General features: G+C 41.4%; 13 protein-coding genes. 5 read left to right on the top strand and 8 right to left on the bottom strand.

The window, feature by feature from the left end:
* Positions 1-16 precede the first annotated feature (16 nt).
* Complete coding sequence (locus ACXJY6_RS09875; protein WP_458768212.1) at positions 17-2,359, top strand: PilZ domain-containing protein; 2,343 nt, start codon at positions 17-19, stop codon at positions 2,357-2,359.
* Between the two features lie 59 nt (positions 2,360-2,418).
* Here ACXJY6_RS09875 and serB read toward each other — a convergent pair whose 3' ends face one another.
* Positions 2,419-3,399 (bottom strand): phosphoserine phosphatase, encoded by a 981-nt coding sequence (gene serB / locus ACXJY6_RS09870; RefSeq protein ID WP_456050661.1) that lies wholly within the window; start codon positions 3,397-3,399, stop codon positions 2,419-2,421.
* Positions 3,400-3,502: 103 nt separating this feature from the next.
* On the opposite strand from serB, the gene ACXJY6_RS09865 reads away from it, so the two are divergent.
* The gene (locus ACXJY6_RS09865; RefSeq protein WP_456050660.1) at positions 3,503-4,108 is read left to right on the top strand and encodes a YtjB family periplasmic protein; all 606 of its coding nucleotides are present in this window, start codon (positions 3,503-3,505) and stop codon (positions 4,106-4,108) included.
* A gap of 58 nt (positions 4,109-4,166) precedes the next feature.
* On the opposite strand, the gene deoD is transcribed toward ACXJY6_RS09865, so the two are convergent.
* The 5 genes from deoD to ubiT all read right to left on the bottom strand — a co-directional run bounded on the left by deoD (position 4,167) and on the right by ubiT (position 8,348).
* The gene (gene deoD, locus ACXJY6_RS09860; RefSeq protein ID WP_456050659.1) at positions 4,167-4,889 is read right to left on the bottom strand and encodes a purine-nucleoside phosphorylase; all 723 of its coding nucleotides are present in this window, start codon (positions 4,887-4,889) and stop codon (positions 4,167-4,169) included.
* A gap of 55 nt (positions 4,890-4,944) precedes the next feature.
* Positions 4,945-6,267 carry a thymidine phosphorylase gene (deoA, locus tag ACXJY6_RS09855; protein WP_458768211.1) on the bottom strand — a complete coding sequence of 441 codons (1,323 nt, stop codon included), beginning with the start codon at positions 6,265-6,267 and terminating at the stop codon, positions 4,945-4,947.
* Positions 6,268-6,283: 16 nt separating this feature from the next.
* On the bottom strand, positions 6,284-7,060 hold the full coding sequence (deoC, locus tag ACXJY6_RS09850; protein ID WP_458768210.1) for a deoxyribose-phosphate aldolase: 777 nt from the start codon (positions 7,058-7,060) through the stop codon (positions 6,284-6,286).
* Positions 7,061-7,330: 270 nt separating this feature from the next.
* Complete coding sequence (locus tag ACXJY6_RS09845; RefSeq protein WP_458768209.1) at positions 7,331-7,837, bottom strand: GNAT family N-acetyltransferase; 507 nt, start codon at positions 7,835-7,837, stop codon at positions 7,331-7,333.
* On the bottom strand, positions 7,821-8,348 hold the full coding sequence (gene ubiT, locus ACXJY6_RS09840; protein ID WP_456050655.1) for a ubiquinone anaerobic biosynthesis accessory factor UbiT: 528 nt from the start codon (positions 8,346-8,348) through the stop codon (positions 7,821-7,823). The genes ACXJY6_RS09845 and ubiT overlap by 17 nt, the downstream gene beginning before the upstream one ends.
* Positions 8,349-8,574: 226 nt before the next feature.
* On the opposite strand from ubiT, the gene ACXJY6_RS09835 reads away from it, so the two are divergent.
* From ACXJY6_RS09835 to ACXJY6_RS09825, 3 genes are all read left to right on the top strand, one after another.
* On the top strand, positions 8,575-10,617 hold the full coding sequence (locus tag ACXJY6_RS09835) for a sensor domain-containing protein (protein ID WP_458768208.1): 2,043 nt from the start codon (positions 8,575-8,577) through the stop codon (positions 10,615-10,617).
* A 107-nt stretch (positions 10,618-10,724) separates the two neighbouring features.
* Positions 10,725-11,738 carry a ubiquinone anaerobic biosynthesis protein UbiU gene (gene ubiU / locus ACXJY6_RS09830; protein WP_458768207.1) on the top strand — a complete coding sequence of 338 codons (1,014 nt, stop codon included), beginning with the start codon at positions 10,725-10,727 and terminating at the stop codon, positions 11,736-11,738.
* Positions 11,739-11,753: 15 nt separating this feature from the next.
* Positions 11,754-12,632: a U32 family peptidase gene (locus tag ACXJY6_RS09825; RefSeq protein WP_458768206.1), complete on the top strand. Its 879-nt coding sequence runs from the start codon at positions 11,754-11,756 to the stop codon at positions 12,630-12,632.
* A gap of 127 nt (positions 12,633-12,759) precedes the next feature.
* On the opposite strand, the gene nlpI is transcribed toward ACXJY6_RS09825, so the two are convergent.
* A complete protein-coding gene (gene nlpI / locus ACXJY6_RS09820) occupies positions 12,760-13,656 on the bottom strand; it encodes a lipoprotein NlpI (RefSeq protein WP_458768205.1) in 897 nt (298 codons plus the stop codon).
* Positions 13,657-13,858: 202 nt separating this feature from the next.
* Complete coding sequence (pnp, locus tag ACXJY6_RS09815; protein ID WP_456050651.1) at positions 13,859-15,988, bottom strand: polyribonucleotide nucleotidyltransferase; 2,130 nt, start codon at positions 15,986-15,988, stop codon at positions 13,859-13,861.
* Positions 15,989-16,169: the final 181 nt, after the last annotated feature.

Raw genomic sequence — 16,169 nt, 5'->3', positions numbered from 1 at the left:
ATCTTAACAAAGAACTATGCAATCGACTGAAATTCTATCAATAGCTGAACGATTAATTCCTGTTTACCACTCCGACGATTTTGAAGGCATACTTGATCAAATGACATCGGGGAAATCTCCTTCTCTTAAGTTACTGGTAAAAATGGAGCTTAATCGACTCATGACACCGTGTAATCGCAACGTTGATTTGCGAGGCCGAGTTGCGGGAGAGTGTCATGAATACCATTTAAATGGAATTACGCATTGGCTCGATGATGTTGCATTTAACGATTACCATCGCAATTATAAAAAATTTGGTTCATATACGGACGGTGTATGGGAATCTCTCTATAATACCCGTAATAACCTTCGTGTTATGCGTGAGCGAGGAACAGAAGAGCAATTCAGTCAAGAAGAAGAAACACTCCCCTTTGAAGTTGAAGCAATTCATCTTGGCTACGACTTAAAACGCAAAGAAAATCGTCTTAAAATTCACTCCCAAGTTGAAATTAAACTCTCAAGAAACCAGAAAATTTACGGTGCTACCTCTGACATATCGCCCTCTGGTGCTCGATTCAAAGTCCCAAGCACCTTTGAATATGGATTAGGCGACATTATTGACGTTGAATTTAGTGAGTTCATTAAAAAGCTTGGTATTTACGGCCATCAAGATCCTGTCTCGTATCGTATTCTAGGTATTGATGATATAGATGAAACTGACTCCGTAAAGTACTTACGCGCAATACAGGTAAACGACTCTTCTTTGGTTACACAAATCATTGATTTATCGTTAAAAAATGAAGCTCAACGCGCACGCCATGACAATCAAGATAAAATCATTCGAGCCCGCACTCGTGCGTTTGAACATATGTTTCTTAAGCATGCGTGCCAACTGCCGGTTTTTTTCAGCAACAACGAGCTCAAGGCTGTATTGCTGACAGAAAGCAATCATGATATTTGGCAATACTGGAAAGACGAAAGAAACCAACAGACCTTAAGTGCCATGTTTAACCAAGAAAGAATGGCGTTACTTGCTAAACCTGGTGTAAAGGGAAGCAGCAATACCATTTATAGTTTTAAACATGAGCATGATACTAAAACGTTATTTTTTTCTATGATGATGCCCGAGGCCTCTCCTGAGATTCGTAAGCTATTTTGGCATTTAGGTGCTAAAAGACCATCGTGGCGCGTATTTAAAGTCTCAATATTTGAACTTTCTGAGAAAGAACGACTAAGCCTTGAAACTGAACAACCTGAGTTGACTGAAGATTTAGCTTCGCTCACTCATTTTGGGTTATTGCAGGAAATTGGTGGGCCATCTACGGCCAATGATTACCAGCTCGTCGATAAACCAAATCTTACCAGCAAAGCTCTCGCACCGTTTCGTCAATCGCGAGCCGTCACTGCGACTCCAATGTCCGTTTACTTTGACGCTCGCCCACAGCGTAAAGAACCTCGCTATACCTTACATTCTCCGATCTTATTTTCATTGGATGACAGAGAAATAAATGGATTATCTGTGGACATTTCAAAACGGGGGTTGTGTTTAAAACTCGATGAGCCAATAAGTTCTAAAATTGGGACGACAGCCCTAATCGATTTTAAAGAATTAAAACTATATAACAAAAAACTCCCACTACATCGGGTGGAATACAAAATAGTCCGCGTTGGGTCAAATGGTAAAGAAGTTCAATTAGTTATTTTAGACACACCATGGTCGTTAAAAATAATTAACTTCTTCAATCGCCTCATCGATATTAATTTAGATAAGCTAACGATATGCCAAGAAATGTTACCGAGCGACAAGTTACTTGAAGCTTTACACCATATTTTACTTGCTCGTGTAATGTGCTCTCCACTTTTTGTTGAACGAAAACGAACAAATTTGCAAACGAAGGCTATCGGCGTCAATTACCCGTTAGATTCTTGTATGATGATGTTTGCAAAACTAGGCCGTAACGAGCGAATTTCACTTGAACCTATTTTCAAAGGACATACTAGTAGTCTTTTAGCTCTTCCGATGAAGCATATTGATGATGCTCACCCTCAATATAATGAGATTTATATTGCCGTTCGGAAATTTGGTGACCGAGTTCGCTCTGTTAATGTCAAATTACATAGTGAGTTTGTTAATGTGCGAGAGCGTATAGCGTTCATTGAAGATTCTAAACTGCTTGGAGATGTTTTTGTTATTAGAATGAGTGGAACCCCTGTTTTCGACCCAATAACATCACTACTCAAGCAGGACTTAGCTGAACTAAGCAATATTAGTAGTTATCATGCAAGAACAATTGAGAAAGAGATGTCTACGATTACAGGGTATGGGGAAATCATCGATATTACCGATGAAGTATTAATACGTTTAGAGCTTGCTCGTTAAAAACTAACATGAAAGCCGGGCAACATTTCTTCCCAGCTTTCATCATGGATCTATCTAAATTAGCTGCGGTCTAACCAAGATAGCTTATTTTGCAATGCCAGACTGGCTGACAAGATACATAGTACTCCACCCAACCCAGCATATTTAACCGCGGTTTGCGCTTGTTGCTGAACTTTTGGTTTTGCATGAAAAGCCACCCCTAGCCCAGCAGCAGACATCATCACTAAGTCATTTGCACCATCACCAACGGCAACAGTATTCGCAATATCCAATTGGTATTCATTTGCTAACTTAAGTAAAATATCGGCTTTAGTCTGAGCAGAAACAACATCACCCAGCACCTTCCCAGTCAATGTACCATCAATAATTTCAAGGGTATTTGATTCTGCATGATCTAAACCAAGGGTTTGCTGTAAATGACCGGAAAAGTAGGTAAATCCACCGGAAGCAATCGCCGCTTTCCAGCCTAGCTGCTTTAGTGTTCCAACCAATTCCGGTAAATCTGGCATTAATGGCAAGGTACTACGTACTTCCTCAAGAATAGATTCATCGGCACCAGCCAACTTTCCAACTCGTTGACGTAAACTTTGTTCAAAGTCCAATTCACCTTGCATTGCTCTTTCAGTAACTTCAGAAACTTCTTCGCCTACACCGGCCAATTTAGCGATCTCATCAATACATTCAATTTGAATCGCCGTTGAATCCATATCCATTAACACAAGACCAGGCTTGGTCAAATCCGGTAAATCAGCGGTTGAAGCGGCATCTAGCTCTAACGCATCAATAATTTCCAAATGTTGTTCTGTCAGTATCCCTGACATAAGAGCAACTTCATAGTGTCCTACTTTCCATGCAGCAACGATGGTGTTTTCAATACCGGTGTAGAAGTCAATCTGTTCAAATTGATCTTCCATCAAAATATCACCAAATAAAATCCAGCCACCTTCTGTTTTGCCCGTTTTGACAACAAAACGTTCAAGTGAGATTCTCTGTAATAATGTCGTATGTTTTTTAATCGACAGTGTTTTCAATGCGTCCATGTAGATAACCCTTGTTTAATTTATCCAGACGTTACCCTATTGCAATTTACAAACGCAAGTCTCAATATGGACAAAATCTGAAATTCTTTACATTTGGTGCTGTATGGATGGTTCTCTTTTCTCATTTCGCGTAGTAATTCGAGGGATTGCGGTTCTCTTGGTTTCTCTGATCTTTTTCTTTACTGTGCAAAATAGCGTAATGATCACTAAGGGTAACGAGCGAATCCAGACCAATCAATTAGAAACTTTAACCAAACTGCTCATTTCTCAAGCCTCACATAGCGCAAGTGAGCCTCTCGCCAATTTAGATCAAGAACGTTTGTTTACTCTAACCAATCAATTAGCAGAAGATCGCCTTGTTTTTGATGCCACAATTTATGATGTTGAAGGCGTACCATTAGCCGCAAGTGACTCAGCTCGCTCAGTAAGAGATATATTAGGTATTGATACGCCATTAGAAACGGCAAGAATTGGGAGGCAGCAACTTCTCGATCCTATTTTATTGGATAATCGAGTCATCGGGTTTATTCGAATTACCTTTGAGACAGGTAAAGTGACCGCAATTTCCGACCATCATTACCGTAAAAGTGACCGCTATATGTATTTAATGATTTTGGTCAGTTTTATCAGTGGAATATTACTTACCGTACTCATCATCAGCAAATCGAAAAACGACAGTAAACAAGAAAACTTATTTCTAAAACAGTAAAGCAAAATAGCAATGAGATAGTATCTCACTATCTCATTGCCGAATAACGACAGTATCGTTACTCCCAACTATCACCCAAAATAATTGAATCAAGTGCTATTTCAATCATTTCATTAAATGTTGTTTGACGCTCTTGAGAAGTTGTCTGCTCACCACGTTTAATATGGTCAGAAACCGTACAAATCGCCAGTGCTTTTGCTCCATACTCTGCCGCCACACCATAGATCCCAGCAGCTTCCATCTCAACACCAACGATGCCGTACTTATCGAGTACATCAAACATAGATGGATCTGGAGTATAGAAAAGTTCAGCCGAAAATAAATTCCCAACTTTCACATCAATACCACGCTTTTCTGCCGCCATCTCAGCCGCTTTCACCATTTTATAATCAGCAATTGCGGCGAAGTCATGGTCTTTAAACCGCATACGGTTCACTTTAGAATCCGTGCATGCGCCCATTCCAATAACAACATCACGCAATTTAATATCGTCACTGACTGCACCACAACTTCCAACTCGAATCACTTTCTTTACGCCATAGTCTTTGAACAACTCGGTTACGTAAATAGAACATGATGGAATTCCCATACCATGCCCCATGACAGAGACTTTACGACCTTGGTAAGTTCCCGTAAATCCAAGCATACTGCGCACATCGCACACTTGTTTTGCATCTTCAAGAAAAGTCTCGGCGATATATTTAGCACGTAAGGGATCGCCAGGCATTAAAACTACGTCGGCAAAATCGCCCATCTCTGCGTTAATATGTGGAGTAGCCATGATTTATTCCTTTATTAATATCTATGTTAATTTCTATGTTAATTTCTATGTTTATTTAATCGTTTCGAATGTAATCGTATATGGTAGGAGCAACAGTTTCTTGCTCTCCAATTGTGATTGCTTGAGTTAATCGTTCTGCTGCTCTGTTCCAAGCCTCTTCGCTTTGTGCATGAATCATTGCAATAGGTGTTGCGGTATCGACTTGCTCTCCTAATTGAACGATTTGATCAAACCCAACCGCATAGTCAATATTATCCTCTGCACGTTGGCGACCACCACCAAGTTCAACCACAGCCATACCAATGGCATAAGTGTCCATTCGGTTTACAGCGCCTGCTGATGATGCCATCAGTGGTTTACTAATTGCGGCAGGTTTTAAGTAGCGATCATAATGTTCAACAAAATCCGTTGGACCACCGAGTCTGCCAACCATCAGTGAGAACTTTTCTGCAGCCGCACCACTATCTAATGCTCGCTCAAGCTTAATCATTGCGTCATTTTTTGATGTCGATAGACGCCCCAATTGTAGCATTTCCGCCGCCAGCTCCATCGTAACGCTCTTCAGGCGAGGATTTTGATAGTCACCAGTAAGGAAACGAACGGCTTCACGTACTTCAACGCTATTACCGGCAGAACTGGCTAACACTTGGTTCATATCAGTTAAGATTGCAGAGGTTGCGGTACCAGCGCCATTACCTACTGCAACGATCGATTCCGCTAACTGCTGTGACTTCTCATAGGTTGGCATAAACGCACCTGAGCCAACCTTTACATCCATAACTAAACCATCTAGCCCCGCAGCTAACTTCTTGGACAGTATCGATGCGGTAATTAATGAAATACTCTCAACGGTTGCGGTAATATCTCGTGTCGCGTAAAAGCGCTTGTCTGCGGGAGCTAAATCACCGGTCTGGCCAATAATCGCTACTCCCACCTCATGAGTCACTTTTCGGAACAGGTCATAGCTAGGCATAACTTGATAGCCAGGAATTGCAGAAAACTTATCCAGTGTTCCACCCGTGTGTCCCAGCCCTCTTCCTGAAATCATTGGAACATACCCGCCACATGCGGCAACCAATGGGCCAAGCATCAGTGAAACCACATCACCCACTCCACCGGTCGAATGCTTATCCAAAATAGGGCCATCAAAATCAAATGCTGACCAATCAACCACAGTGCCAGAATCTCTCATCGCACAAGTCAAAGCGACACGTTCATCCATCGTCATATTTTGAAAATATACCGCCATAGCAAACGCAGCAATTTGCCCTTCCGAGACTGAATTATCAGTAATCCCTTGAACAAACTGTGATATTTCAGCTTGGTTTAACACCAAACCATCTCGTTTCTTTCGAATAATCTCTTGAGGTAGCAACATGAACTATCCTTAGTGGTTAATATTTAGAATCTGAAGCCACCACATCTTCCCCTAACGTGATCAGAAGATTATTTAATAGGCTCGATGCACCGAAACGGAAGAAGCGTGGAACAACAAACTCTTTCCCCATCAGCTCTTGTGCCATATCCATATAGATACGCGCATCTTCGGCACTTTTAACACCACCTGCCGCCTTAAAACCAACAGTATGAGTATCACGATATTCACTGATCACTTCCAACATCATCCGAGCAAATTCGGGCGTTGCGTTTACCGCTACTTTGCCAGTAGAAGTTTTAATAAAGTCCGCGCCAGCTTCAATTGAAATTCGAGACGCTTGCTTAACTAATGCTTCAGTTTTCAATTCACCCACTTCGATAATGACTTTCAATTGAACATTGTCACCACAGGCTTTCTTACATTGGCTCACCAATTCAAAACCAATATCTTTATCTCCCGCAATCAGCGCTCGGTAAGGGAAAACAACATCGACTTCATCTGCACCCGCTTTTACTGCCGCAGTCGTTTCCGCAACAGCAACATCTACGTCTGCGTTTCCGTGAGGAAAGTTGGTGACGGTTGCTATCTTAATATCGACAGAGCCAAGCTCTGCTAGTGCCGCTTTTGCAACTTCAATAAATTGCGGATAAATACAGATTGCGGCTGTAGTACCATAGGGTGTTTTGGCTGACTGACACAATGCAATAACTCTTTCGTCAGTATCATCAGAATTTAAAGTGGTTAAATCCATTAAAGTTAACGCTTGTTGCGCTACCATTTGTAACTTTTCCATCGCTGTTCTCCGAGTGCTGTTTCTCACAACTCAATTTGTACCTATAACAATAGGATTAGAGTAACGACTTTATCTATACAACCCTAGTAAAATAAAAAATGTAATCGTTTGGCATAGAAAAATAATGATTTTTTGATGCTTTTTTGTTCAACTTAAGACCACCATCGCCATCAAAAGCCAGTGCATGTCATCATTACTAATACTCAAAAACGAAAAATGGATACAAGCTAACTTGTATCCATTTGAGTATTAATTTGCTTTGAGAGCTCGCTAAATGACCAAATTAAACTCAGGACTATATTCTACCAATCCGTGAATTCCATCTGATGCATCTTGCGTTAACTCGCAAAATTGAAATGCGCCTTTTGGTACATCCCATGGGCATCGAAGACCGATATTTTCTGCCGCTTGAAAACCAAATTGACTATAAAAATCCCCATCACCCAATACAACACACGCTGGATAACTAAAATCGGTAAGAAATTCCAGCCCTTGAGTGACCAGTTGCTTTCCAATCCCTTGATGTTGATGTTCAGGATCAACGGCAAGTGGCGCTAGGCCCTGCCAATGTGTATCAACCCCCTCTACAGTGACAGGACTAAACATAATGTGGCCAATTAATGCCCCATTATCATCACATGCCACAAGGGCCAGGGTAAGATTTGAATTTTCTCGCAATGCCATGACCAATTTAGCTTCTTGATCAGTGGGAAATGTACGCTTTAATAAGCGGTCGACGGCGAGAATATCAGCAGGTGCTTCAGTTCGAATAAGCATTGGTAACCTCATTATGGGATTGAGGAGATTGTAATCCTTTATGCACAAATTCGGCTAGCTGATTTAACATTATTGTTAAGGTTTTCGGTAAGGCGTCAAGATCAATACTGTCCATAAGGTTTTTCACTTCGAGACCAAGTTCGGTATCTCCTTCAATCGACAAGCGGCGTTGAAAGAAAAGTGTATCAGGATCTTCTTTTCGCCCAGCAATCAACACCAAGTCATTTAGCGTGCCACTAAAGCACACATCAGCTATTTGCTCCTGCTCAGATACTACTAATTGTTCATCATTAAAACCGATATACCAATGTAAATCCAAATCAGTCACTTCAACTCTTAACCATTTGCTATCAAGAAACTCAAAATCCCCATCTTCAAGTGCTTCTTTAAATACCATCCGTAGCGCTTCAAGCATGGTTAACCGATGAACAAATTTTGGTAATAACTGGACTGGAGATTTCAAAAGTGTCGCTGCATTTTTAACGATTCCACTATGTATCTTATTAATCACGCTCTATTATCCATTAGGTTGTTAGCGAATATTTCCTATCATACTGAAAGAGATTACGTTCAAACCTGTCTTTTATCAAAAAATAGATCATACTAAGTAGACGACTTTCTAAAACCTATACTCATCACAAGAGTGATGCTCGCTGATTATTTGATGCTAAGCCATTGAATACTAAATAGTGGGAGATAATAAAGGCGACGCCTTCGGAGCATTGATAGTATCGAATATGGTTAAACAAGATATCAAAGATTGGTTCGCTAAATTCACATCGCATAGTCCTTTTTTCTTTGCGATTCTAGACTCACAGCATAATTATGTTGCGGTCAACCAACGCTATATGGATATTGCTGGCTTAAGTAATGATGCGTTAATTGGAATGAATGACAGTAAAGTGTTAGGTGAAAATATTTACCAACACCTTGCTCCTTATTATGCTCGTGCAATTCGAGGTGAGTTGGTTGAAAGTGAGGTGACAATACCCGATCAAAATGTTGAAACGACATTGCACATTTCCGTAGCTCCGTTACTCGTTGGAGAAGGCTCGCCATTAATCACCTTTCAAGCATTTGATACGTCTGAAAAACAAATATTAATAAAATCGCTACAAGAATCGGAAAGCAAGTATGCCACACTAACCCACTCGCTCCACGAAGGTTACCTACTTGTTGAGAACGATATAGTGATCACCGCGAACCCTGCAGCGGGGACAATCCTTGGGTTCAATAACTCGAAAGATTTTCTTGGCGAAAAAATTGATGATCTTTTTGTTGATCCTCAAACTCAAACCGCTTTTAAGGCTCCATTTATTGAGTTGTTATCTGACACTCCTACTGACTGCTTATTAAGCACTACATGTCTAACTGAGCGTGCGGTCAGCCTAGTCGCAAAAAAAACGTTGATATTGGGCTCTGAGGCAACGTTAGTTTTGATTAATGCTCCATTAGAATGTGTATCGGATAACAATCAAATAATTGCGTCTGACCCAATGGTTGATCCACTTACTGCACTTTATAATCGTACTGGGTTTACCAAAAGGTTAGATAAGATAATCAGCAGTGATACCCCGTGTATCTTGCTCTACCTAGATATTGATAATTTTAAAAATATTAACGACTCTTTGGGACATCACATTGGTGATAAAGTTATCTGTGAAGTGGCGAATCGCCTCAAACGGTTAATTCCAAAGTCTGCAATATTGGGGCATCTTGGTGCCGATGAATTTGGCATCATTATACCTTCTCCAGACTCAAAAAATGTCGCAGAGCAACTCTCTGACCGAGTAATCTCCGTAATAAATCAACCTTTTGATTTAAATTACTTTAGTAAGCGACTTTCTTGTTCAATTGGCAGTGTTAACTACCCTGGAGATGGCAATGATGCTCGAATTCTATTGCAGAATGCCGATACTGCAATGTACGAAGCCAAAGCTCGCGGGCGTAATAGACTGATTCATTTTGACGATCAAATGAATAAAGAAGCACGAACTCGCTTATGGCTAGAAATCGAGCTGCAAAAAGCACTACAGCAAAGTGGATTAGAAGTTTGGTATCAGCCTAAAGTTGATGCAAGAGACTTTAGTATCAGCGGTGCTGAAGCTTTAGTTCGATGGAAACACCCTGTTGAAGGCTATATTAGCCCTGCAGCATTTATCCCTGTCGCAGAAAAAGCCGGCCTCATAGAGCACCTAGGTCGAGTTGTAATGCGCGAAGTCTTTACCACGATTAAGCGTTGGAAACGTCAAGGGATCTTGCCTGGACGAGTTGCGATTAACCTATCTCCAGAACAATTTTGTAACGCCAAATTGATTGAATATATGGAGAAGTTGCTAAAAACTACTCAAGTTGATGCGAATTATATCACTTTTGAACTGACCGAAAGTGCTGTTATGAGTAATGGTGAGCATACTTTACAGATGCTTAACTCAATTAAAAAGTTAGGTTTTTCCCTCTCAATCGACGACTTTGGGACTGGCTATTCATCATTAGCGTATCTTGCACGTTTCCCAATTGATGAGCTAAAAATAGACCGCTCATTTATTACCGAGCTTGATGTTCTGCCAAAGCAAGTAACGGTTATTGAAAATATCATCAACTTAGGCCGCTCTTTAGACTTACTTGTCGTTGCAGAAGGTGTCGAAACGAAGCAACAGGCAATGTTGCTATCGAGTATGAAGTGCAACTCTATTCAGGGGTTTCATTTCCACCGACCTCAGCCGAAACATGAGATAGAAGCTCTCTTTGCAAAGAACCGCCGAGCAAAAAAGCAGTGATCGAATATAACCACACATAGATTTACGCAAACCTGCCTTATGTCAAAATCATATATGTATTTTTTCCATAAAATACATATATTTCCTGCATATTGGTACAGACTTTCATGGAACTACTCTGCCCTGCTGGCAACTTGCCAGCTCTTAAAACCGCTATCGATTGTGGGGCCGATGCCGTTTATATCGGCTTCAAAGACGAAACGAATGCACGTCATTTTGCTGGCTTAAACTTTACTGGAAAAAAACTCGATAAAGCCGTTCAATACGTCCATGATCGTGACAAAAAAATTCATGTCGCATTAAATACATTTGCCCACCCTGAACGCTTTAATCGGTGGACTCAAGCCGTTGACAACGCAGCAGACCTTGGTGTCGATGCATTAATTATCGCTGATATAGCACTTTTAGAATACGCGGCAAACCGTTACCCAGATCTTGAACTCCATTTATCGGTACAGGCATCCGCAACTAACAGTGCTGCAATTGAGTTCTATAAACAACAATTTAACGTAAAACGCGTCGTATTACCGAGAGTACTCTCCATTCATCAGGTTAGACAATTGTCTCAATCGATACCACATGGGGTCGATTTGGAGGTTTTTGCCTTTGGTAGCTTGTGCATTATGTCTGAAGGTCGATGCTACCTATCTTCCTATATGACAGGTGAATCTCCGAATACTGTGGGAGCCTGCTCCCCAGCTAAGTACGTCCGCTGGCAAGAAAAGCCAGAAGGCTTAGAGTCGCGCCTCAATGAAATCCTAATCGATAAGTATGCCCAGGGGGAAAATGCGGGGTATCCAACTTTATGTAAAGGGCGTTTTGTTGCTGAATTAGATAATCAAACTAAGCCGTATCATGCTCTTGAAGAGCCCACAAGCCTTAATACATTATCGCTGTTACCTGAGCTTTTCGCCGCTAACGTCGCATCGGTAAAAATAGAAGGTCGCCAGCGTAGTCCTGCTTATGTTGAACAAGTGACAAGAACATGGCGCGCTGCAATTGATACCTATCTCGCCAACCCACAAACCTACCAGGTGTCTGATACTTGGAATTCAACCTTAGCCAACTTGTCTGAAGGGACGCAAACTACGCTTGGCGCCTATCATCGTCAATGGCAATAAAAGGAAGTTAATTTAATGAAATATGCACTTGGCCCTTTACTCTATTTTTGGTCGAAACAGGATACCGAAGCGTTTTACAACAAAGCAAATGAGTCACAAGCTGATATTATTTACCTCGGTGAAACAGTGTGTTCTAAGCGTAGAGAGTTCAAACCTGAAGATTGGCTTAGTACCGCGAGAACTCTTGCTGACAATGGCAAACAAGTTGTGCTATCCACAATGGCTTTACTCGAGTCACGAAGTGAACTCAGTGTGATGAAGCAATATATTGATAACGGTGAGTTTATTATTGAAGCCAATGATATTTCTGCGATACAACTTGCTCAACAGGCAAAGGTCCCTTTTGTCGTCGGCCCCGCCGTCAATGTCTACAACGCTCAAACCTTAGCACTATTTTTAAAACAAGGAATGATACGTTGGTGTATGCCGGTAGAGTTATCGCGTGATTGGCTGATCAACACGCTAGCCGGGTGTGATGAACTTGGAATAAAGAACAAGTTCGAAATAGAGCTGTTCAGCCACGGTTACCTGCCTCTGGCTTATTCTGCTCGTTGCTTTACTGCTCGCGCAGAAGATAAACCCAAGGATAAATGTGAAAAATGCTGCATCAATTACCCAACCGGTATTCAAGTGAACAGCCAAGAAGGGCAAGCGGTATTTAATCTAAATGGGATCCAAACTCAGTCTGGATATTGCTACAATTTAATCAATGACCTACCAAGTATGAAAGGGATTGTCGATGTAGTTCGATTAAGTCCTTTGGGAGTCGAAACCTTTAGTCGATTAGATAAATTCAAAGCTAACGAAGCTGGCTTACATCCAGAAAAGCTGAATAACTATGAATGCAATGGATATTGGCATCAGTTAGCGGGACTAGAAACCTGCAACAGCTAGTTCCAAATAGCGACAGTCAAAATCGCAATAGAAATAAAATAGCGATACTGCATCAGGAGTGCAATATCGCTATGTTAAGAAACGTTTTAGCCAACCTCAAACGAAGCAGAATTTTTGAGTCTTATTCTCATTCCACCGGTAATTCGTCAAGCTGCTGCAATTGGAAGTAAATACCTTCTAATTCAAGTGACGCATACCGATGCTCGACATACTCGTATACATTAAATGCCATCGCTAATTTAAATAGAGAAATGGCACTTGCATACTTTCCTATCAATGCATCTCGCTTTCCTAGGTAAAAGTACACCTCGGTTAATCGCTCGGCCAATACTTGATTATCTCGAGTGCCTTCCAATGTTTCATTGAATAAATCAGTCGCTGACAAATTACCCAACATCATGGCGACAATGTTCCATCCCCACTCTTCATCATTTCCATAATTAACGTAAGCTTGATTCAAGTTTTTATGGGCATCAACAGGGTCAGTTTCAAATTCTATCAAGTAGTACCATATAAAGGCGAATGGGTCATCGACCTGGGCATTTTTTAACTTATTGATTTCTTCTAAAGCAATCGTAGGGCGATGACCATAATAAAGGGCGATAGCTTGATTACGCATTGTAAACACATTGTTTTCATCCAGCTCTAAACTTGAACCAAATGCTTCATACGCGGAATCGAAGTCTCCAACCTGAGTAAAATATACGCCAAGCATATTAAACACTTGTGACTGAGCCGGATTGTAACGTAGAGATTGTTCAAAATCGAAACGTGCTAAATTTCTCAGACCAAGAAGATCGTAATTATTACCACGTTCAAAATAGATTTTAGCTCGCAAATCGTCCGAAAGGTCGTCACGCTGGAGTAATTGGCTAAGACGAACAAGCTGTACTTCTTTGTCAACTGGCGCTTGAAGGGGACGTGCCATAGGAGGAAATACCCAAGATGATGATGGTGGTGTTGAGGAACAACCGACTGCAAGCAATACAGTTAAGCTCAGCACAACCGCTTTAATCCAATTCAATTCAAACTCCTACGTAATTCCACTGCATTACAGTTTTTCACTAATCATATTAGTAACTATAGCATCGTTCTATTAAAACTACTGATACAAAAGTATCAATAATTGCGATATTAACATATTGAATATAGGCTACTAATCATAAGAAACCTACATAAAAAAAGGGAGCCAATGGCTCCCTTTAGATACTTTATTGTTGAATCATTTACTCGGCATCAGCTGCTGGCTTTTCAGCACCTTCAGCTGGCTTTTCAACGGCCTCTTTCATGCTAAGACGTACACGACCTTGACGGTCGATTTCAAGTACTTTAACTTGAACTTCTTGACCTTCAGCTAAGTAGTCAGAGACTTTCTCAACACGCTTATCTGCAATTTGAGAAATGTGTACGAGACCATCTTTACCAGGAAGAATTGTCACAAATGCGCCGAAATCAGCAAGACGTGCAACTTTACCCGTGTAGATACGACCAACTTCTACTTCAGCAGTGATCTCTTCGATACGACGAATCGCTTCTTTTGCAGCTGCGCCTTCAGTGGCTGCAATCTTAATGGTGCCATCATCACCGATTTCGATTGTAGTGCCTGTTTCTTCAGTCAAAGAACGAATAACTGCACCGCCTTTACCGATAACATCTTTGATTTTCTCAGAGCTGATCTTCATCGTGTAGATACGAGGAGCGAACTCAGAGATTTCTTCGCGTGAGCTAGAAAGAGCTTCATCCATAACAGAAAGAATGTGTAAGCGAGCACCTTTTGCTTGGTTCAACGCCATTTGCATAATTTCTTTGGTGATACCTTCGATCTTAATGTCCATTTGAAGTGCAGTAACACCGTTAGAGCTACCTGCTACTTTAAAGTCCATGTCACCTAGGTGATCTTCATCGCCAAGAATGTCAGAAAGAACAACGAAGTCATCGCCTTCTTTCACAAGACCCATTGCGATACCCGCAACAGATGCTTTAATTGGAACACCTGCGTCCATAAGTGCTAGAGAAGTACCACAAACCGAAGCCATCGAAGATGAACCGTTTGATTCAGTAATCTCAGAAACAACACGAACGGTGTACGGGAACTCTTCTGGAGTTGGCATTACCGCTGCGATACCACGTTTTGCTAGACGACCATGGCCGATTTCACGACGCTTAGGCGAGCCAACAAATCCAGTTTCACCAACACAGTATGGAGGGAAGTTATAGTGAAGCAAGAAGTGATCTTTACGCTCACCCGTTAACTCATCAATGATTTGCGCATCACGCTGTGTACCAAGTGTTGCGGTAACGATAGCCTGAGTTTCGCCACGAGTGAACAAAGACGAACCGTGAACACGTGGAAGTACGCCTGTACGTACGTCAAGTGCGCGAACCATGTCTTTCTCACGACCATCAATACGTGGAGCACCAGAAATAATGCGACCGCGTACAACTGTTTTTTCCAGTGAGTGGAAGATATCTTTCACTTCAGCAGTATCGATGCTCTCATCTTGAGCGACTAATGTTTCAACAACTTGATCACGAATTACGGCAACTTGGTCGTAACGAGCCATTTTATCTGTAATTTGGTAAGCTTCAACCAAGCCAGTTTCGGCAAGTTCTGCTATTTTTGCTTTTAGCTCAACATTTTCAACTGGTGCAACCCAATCCCAAGATGGTGTTGCAACTTCAGCAGCAAACTCATTGATTGCATTGATTACAGCTTGTTGTTGATCATGGCCGTAAACAACTGCAGCAAGCATTTCTTCTTCCGTTAGGATATCAGCTTCAGATTCAACCATTAATACGGCATTTTGCGTACCAGCGACAACAAGATCCAAGCGAGACTCAGCTAGCTCAGTTTGGCTTGGGTTTAGTACTAACTGACCATCAATATGACCAACACGAGCTGCGCCGATTGGGCCATTGAATGGTAGGCCAGAAATGCTCAATGCAGCAGAAGTACCAATCAATGCTGGAATATCAGGTTGAACGTCTGGGTTAACTGCCATAACGGTCGCGATGATTTGAACTTCGTTAGTGAACCCTTCTGGGAACAGTGGGCGAACTGGGCGGTCAATCAGGCGAGAAGTTAAGGTTTCGCCTTCTGATGGACGTCCTTCACGCTTGAAGAAACCACCAGGGATTTTACCTGCTGCGTAAGTACGTTCTTGGTAGTTAACCGTTAGCGGGAAGAAATCTTGTCCTTGTACCGCATTTTTCTTACCAACAACTGATACAAAAACAGAAGTATCATCCATTGTAACCATAACACCAGCGGTTGCTTGACGAGCAATCACACCAGTTTCTAACGTTACGGTATGGTTACCGTATTGAAATGTCTTAACGACTGGTTTTTCGAACATTAATATTTCCTTTTCTAGGAGTTCCTAGATATTTATTATCAATACTCCAAACACTACTAATCGCGACTAATAAAAAGAGTCTATTTTAATTAAAACCCTTTTGAGTAGTCGCGACCTGCTGGCCGACTTCGGTGACTGTAATGTTTGAGCCTAATTGTCTTGATTTAAAAACAAATAAAGA

This window comes from Vibrio phycocola (assembly GCF_054404255.1).
The sequence above is the reverse complement of the archived record's forward strand: the minus strand, read 5'-3'. Positions and strand labels throughout refer to the sequence as shown.

Excerpts from the sequence above, each read along its gene's own strand:
- ACXJY6_RS09875 (WP_458768212.1), top strand. The coding sequence starts at position 17 with ATGCAATCGACTGAAATTCTATCAATAGCTGAACGATTAATTCCTGTT.
- serB (WP_456050661.1), bottom strand. The coding sequence starts at position 3,399 with ATGGACGCATTGAAAACACTGTCGATTAAAAAACATACGACATTATTA.
- ACXJY6_RS09865 (WP_456050660.1), top strand. The coding sequence starts at position 3,503 with ATGGATGGTTCTCTTTTCTCATTTCGCGTAGTAATTCGAGGGATTGCG.
- deoD (WP_456050659.1), bottom strand. The coding sequence starts at position 4,889 with ATGGCTACTCCACATATTAACGCAGAGATGGGCGATTTTGCCGACGTA.
- deoA (WP_458768211.1), bottom strand. The coding sequence starts at position 6,267 with ATGTTGCTACCTCAAGAGATTATTCGAAAGAAACGAGATGGTTTGGTG.
- deoC (WP_458768210.1), bottom strand. The coding sequence starts at position 7,060 with ATGGAAAAGTTACAAATGGTAGCGCAACAAGCGTTAACTTTAATGGAT.
- ACXJY6_RS09845 (WP_458768209.1), bottom strand. The coding sequence starts at position 7,837 with ATGCTTATTCGAACTGAAGCACCTGCTGATATTCTCGCCGTCGACCGC.
- ACXJY6_RS09835 (WP_458768208.1), top strand. The coding sequence starts at position 8,575 with ATGGTTAAACAAGATATCAAAGATTGGTTCGCTAAATTCACATCGCAT.
- ubiU (WP_458768207.1), top strand. The coding sequence starts at position 10,725 with ATGGAACTACTCTGCCCTGCTGGCAACTTGCCAGCTCTTAAAACCGCT.
- ACXJY6_RS09825 (WP_458768206.1), top strand. The coding sequence starts at position 11,754 with ATGAAATATGCACTTGGCCCTTTACTCTATTTTTGGTCGAAACAGGAT.
- pnp (WP_456050651.1), bottom strand. The coding sequence starts at position 15,988 with ATGTTCGAAAAACCAGTCGTTAAGACATTTCAATACGGTAACCATACC.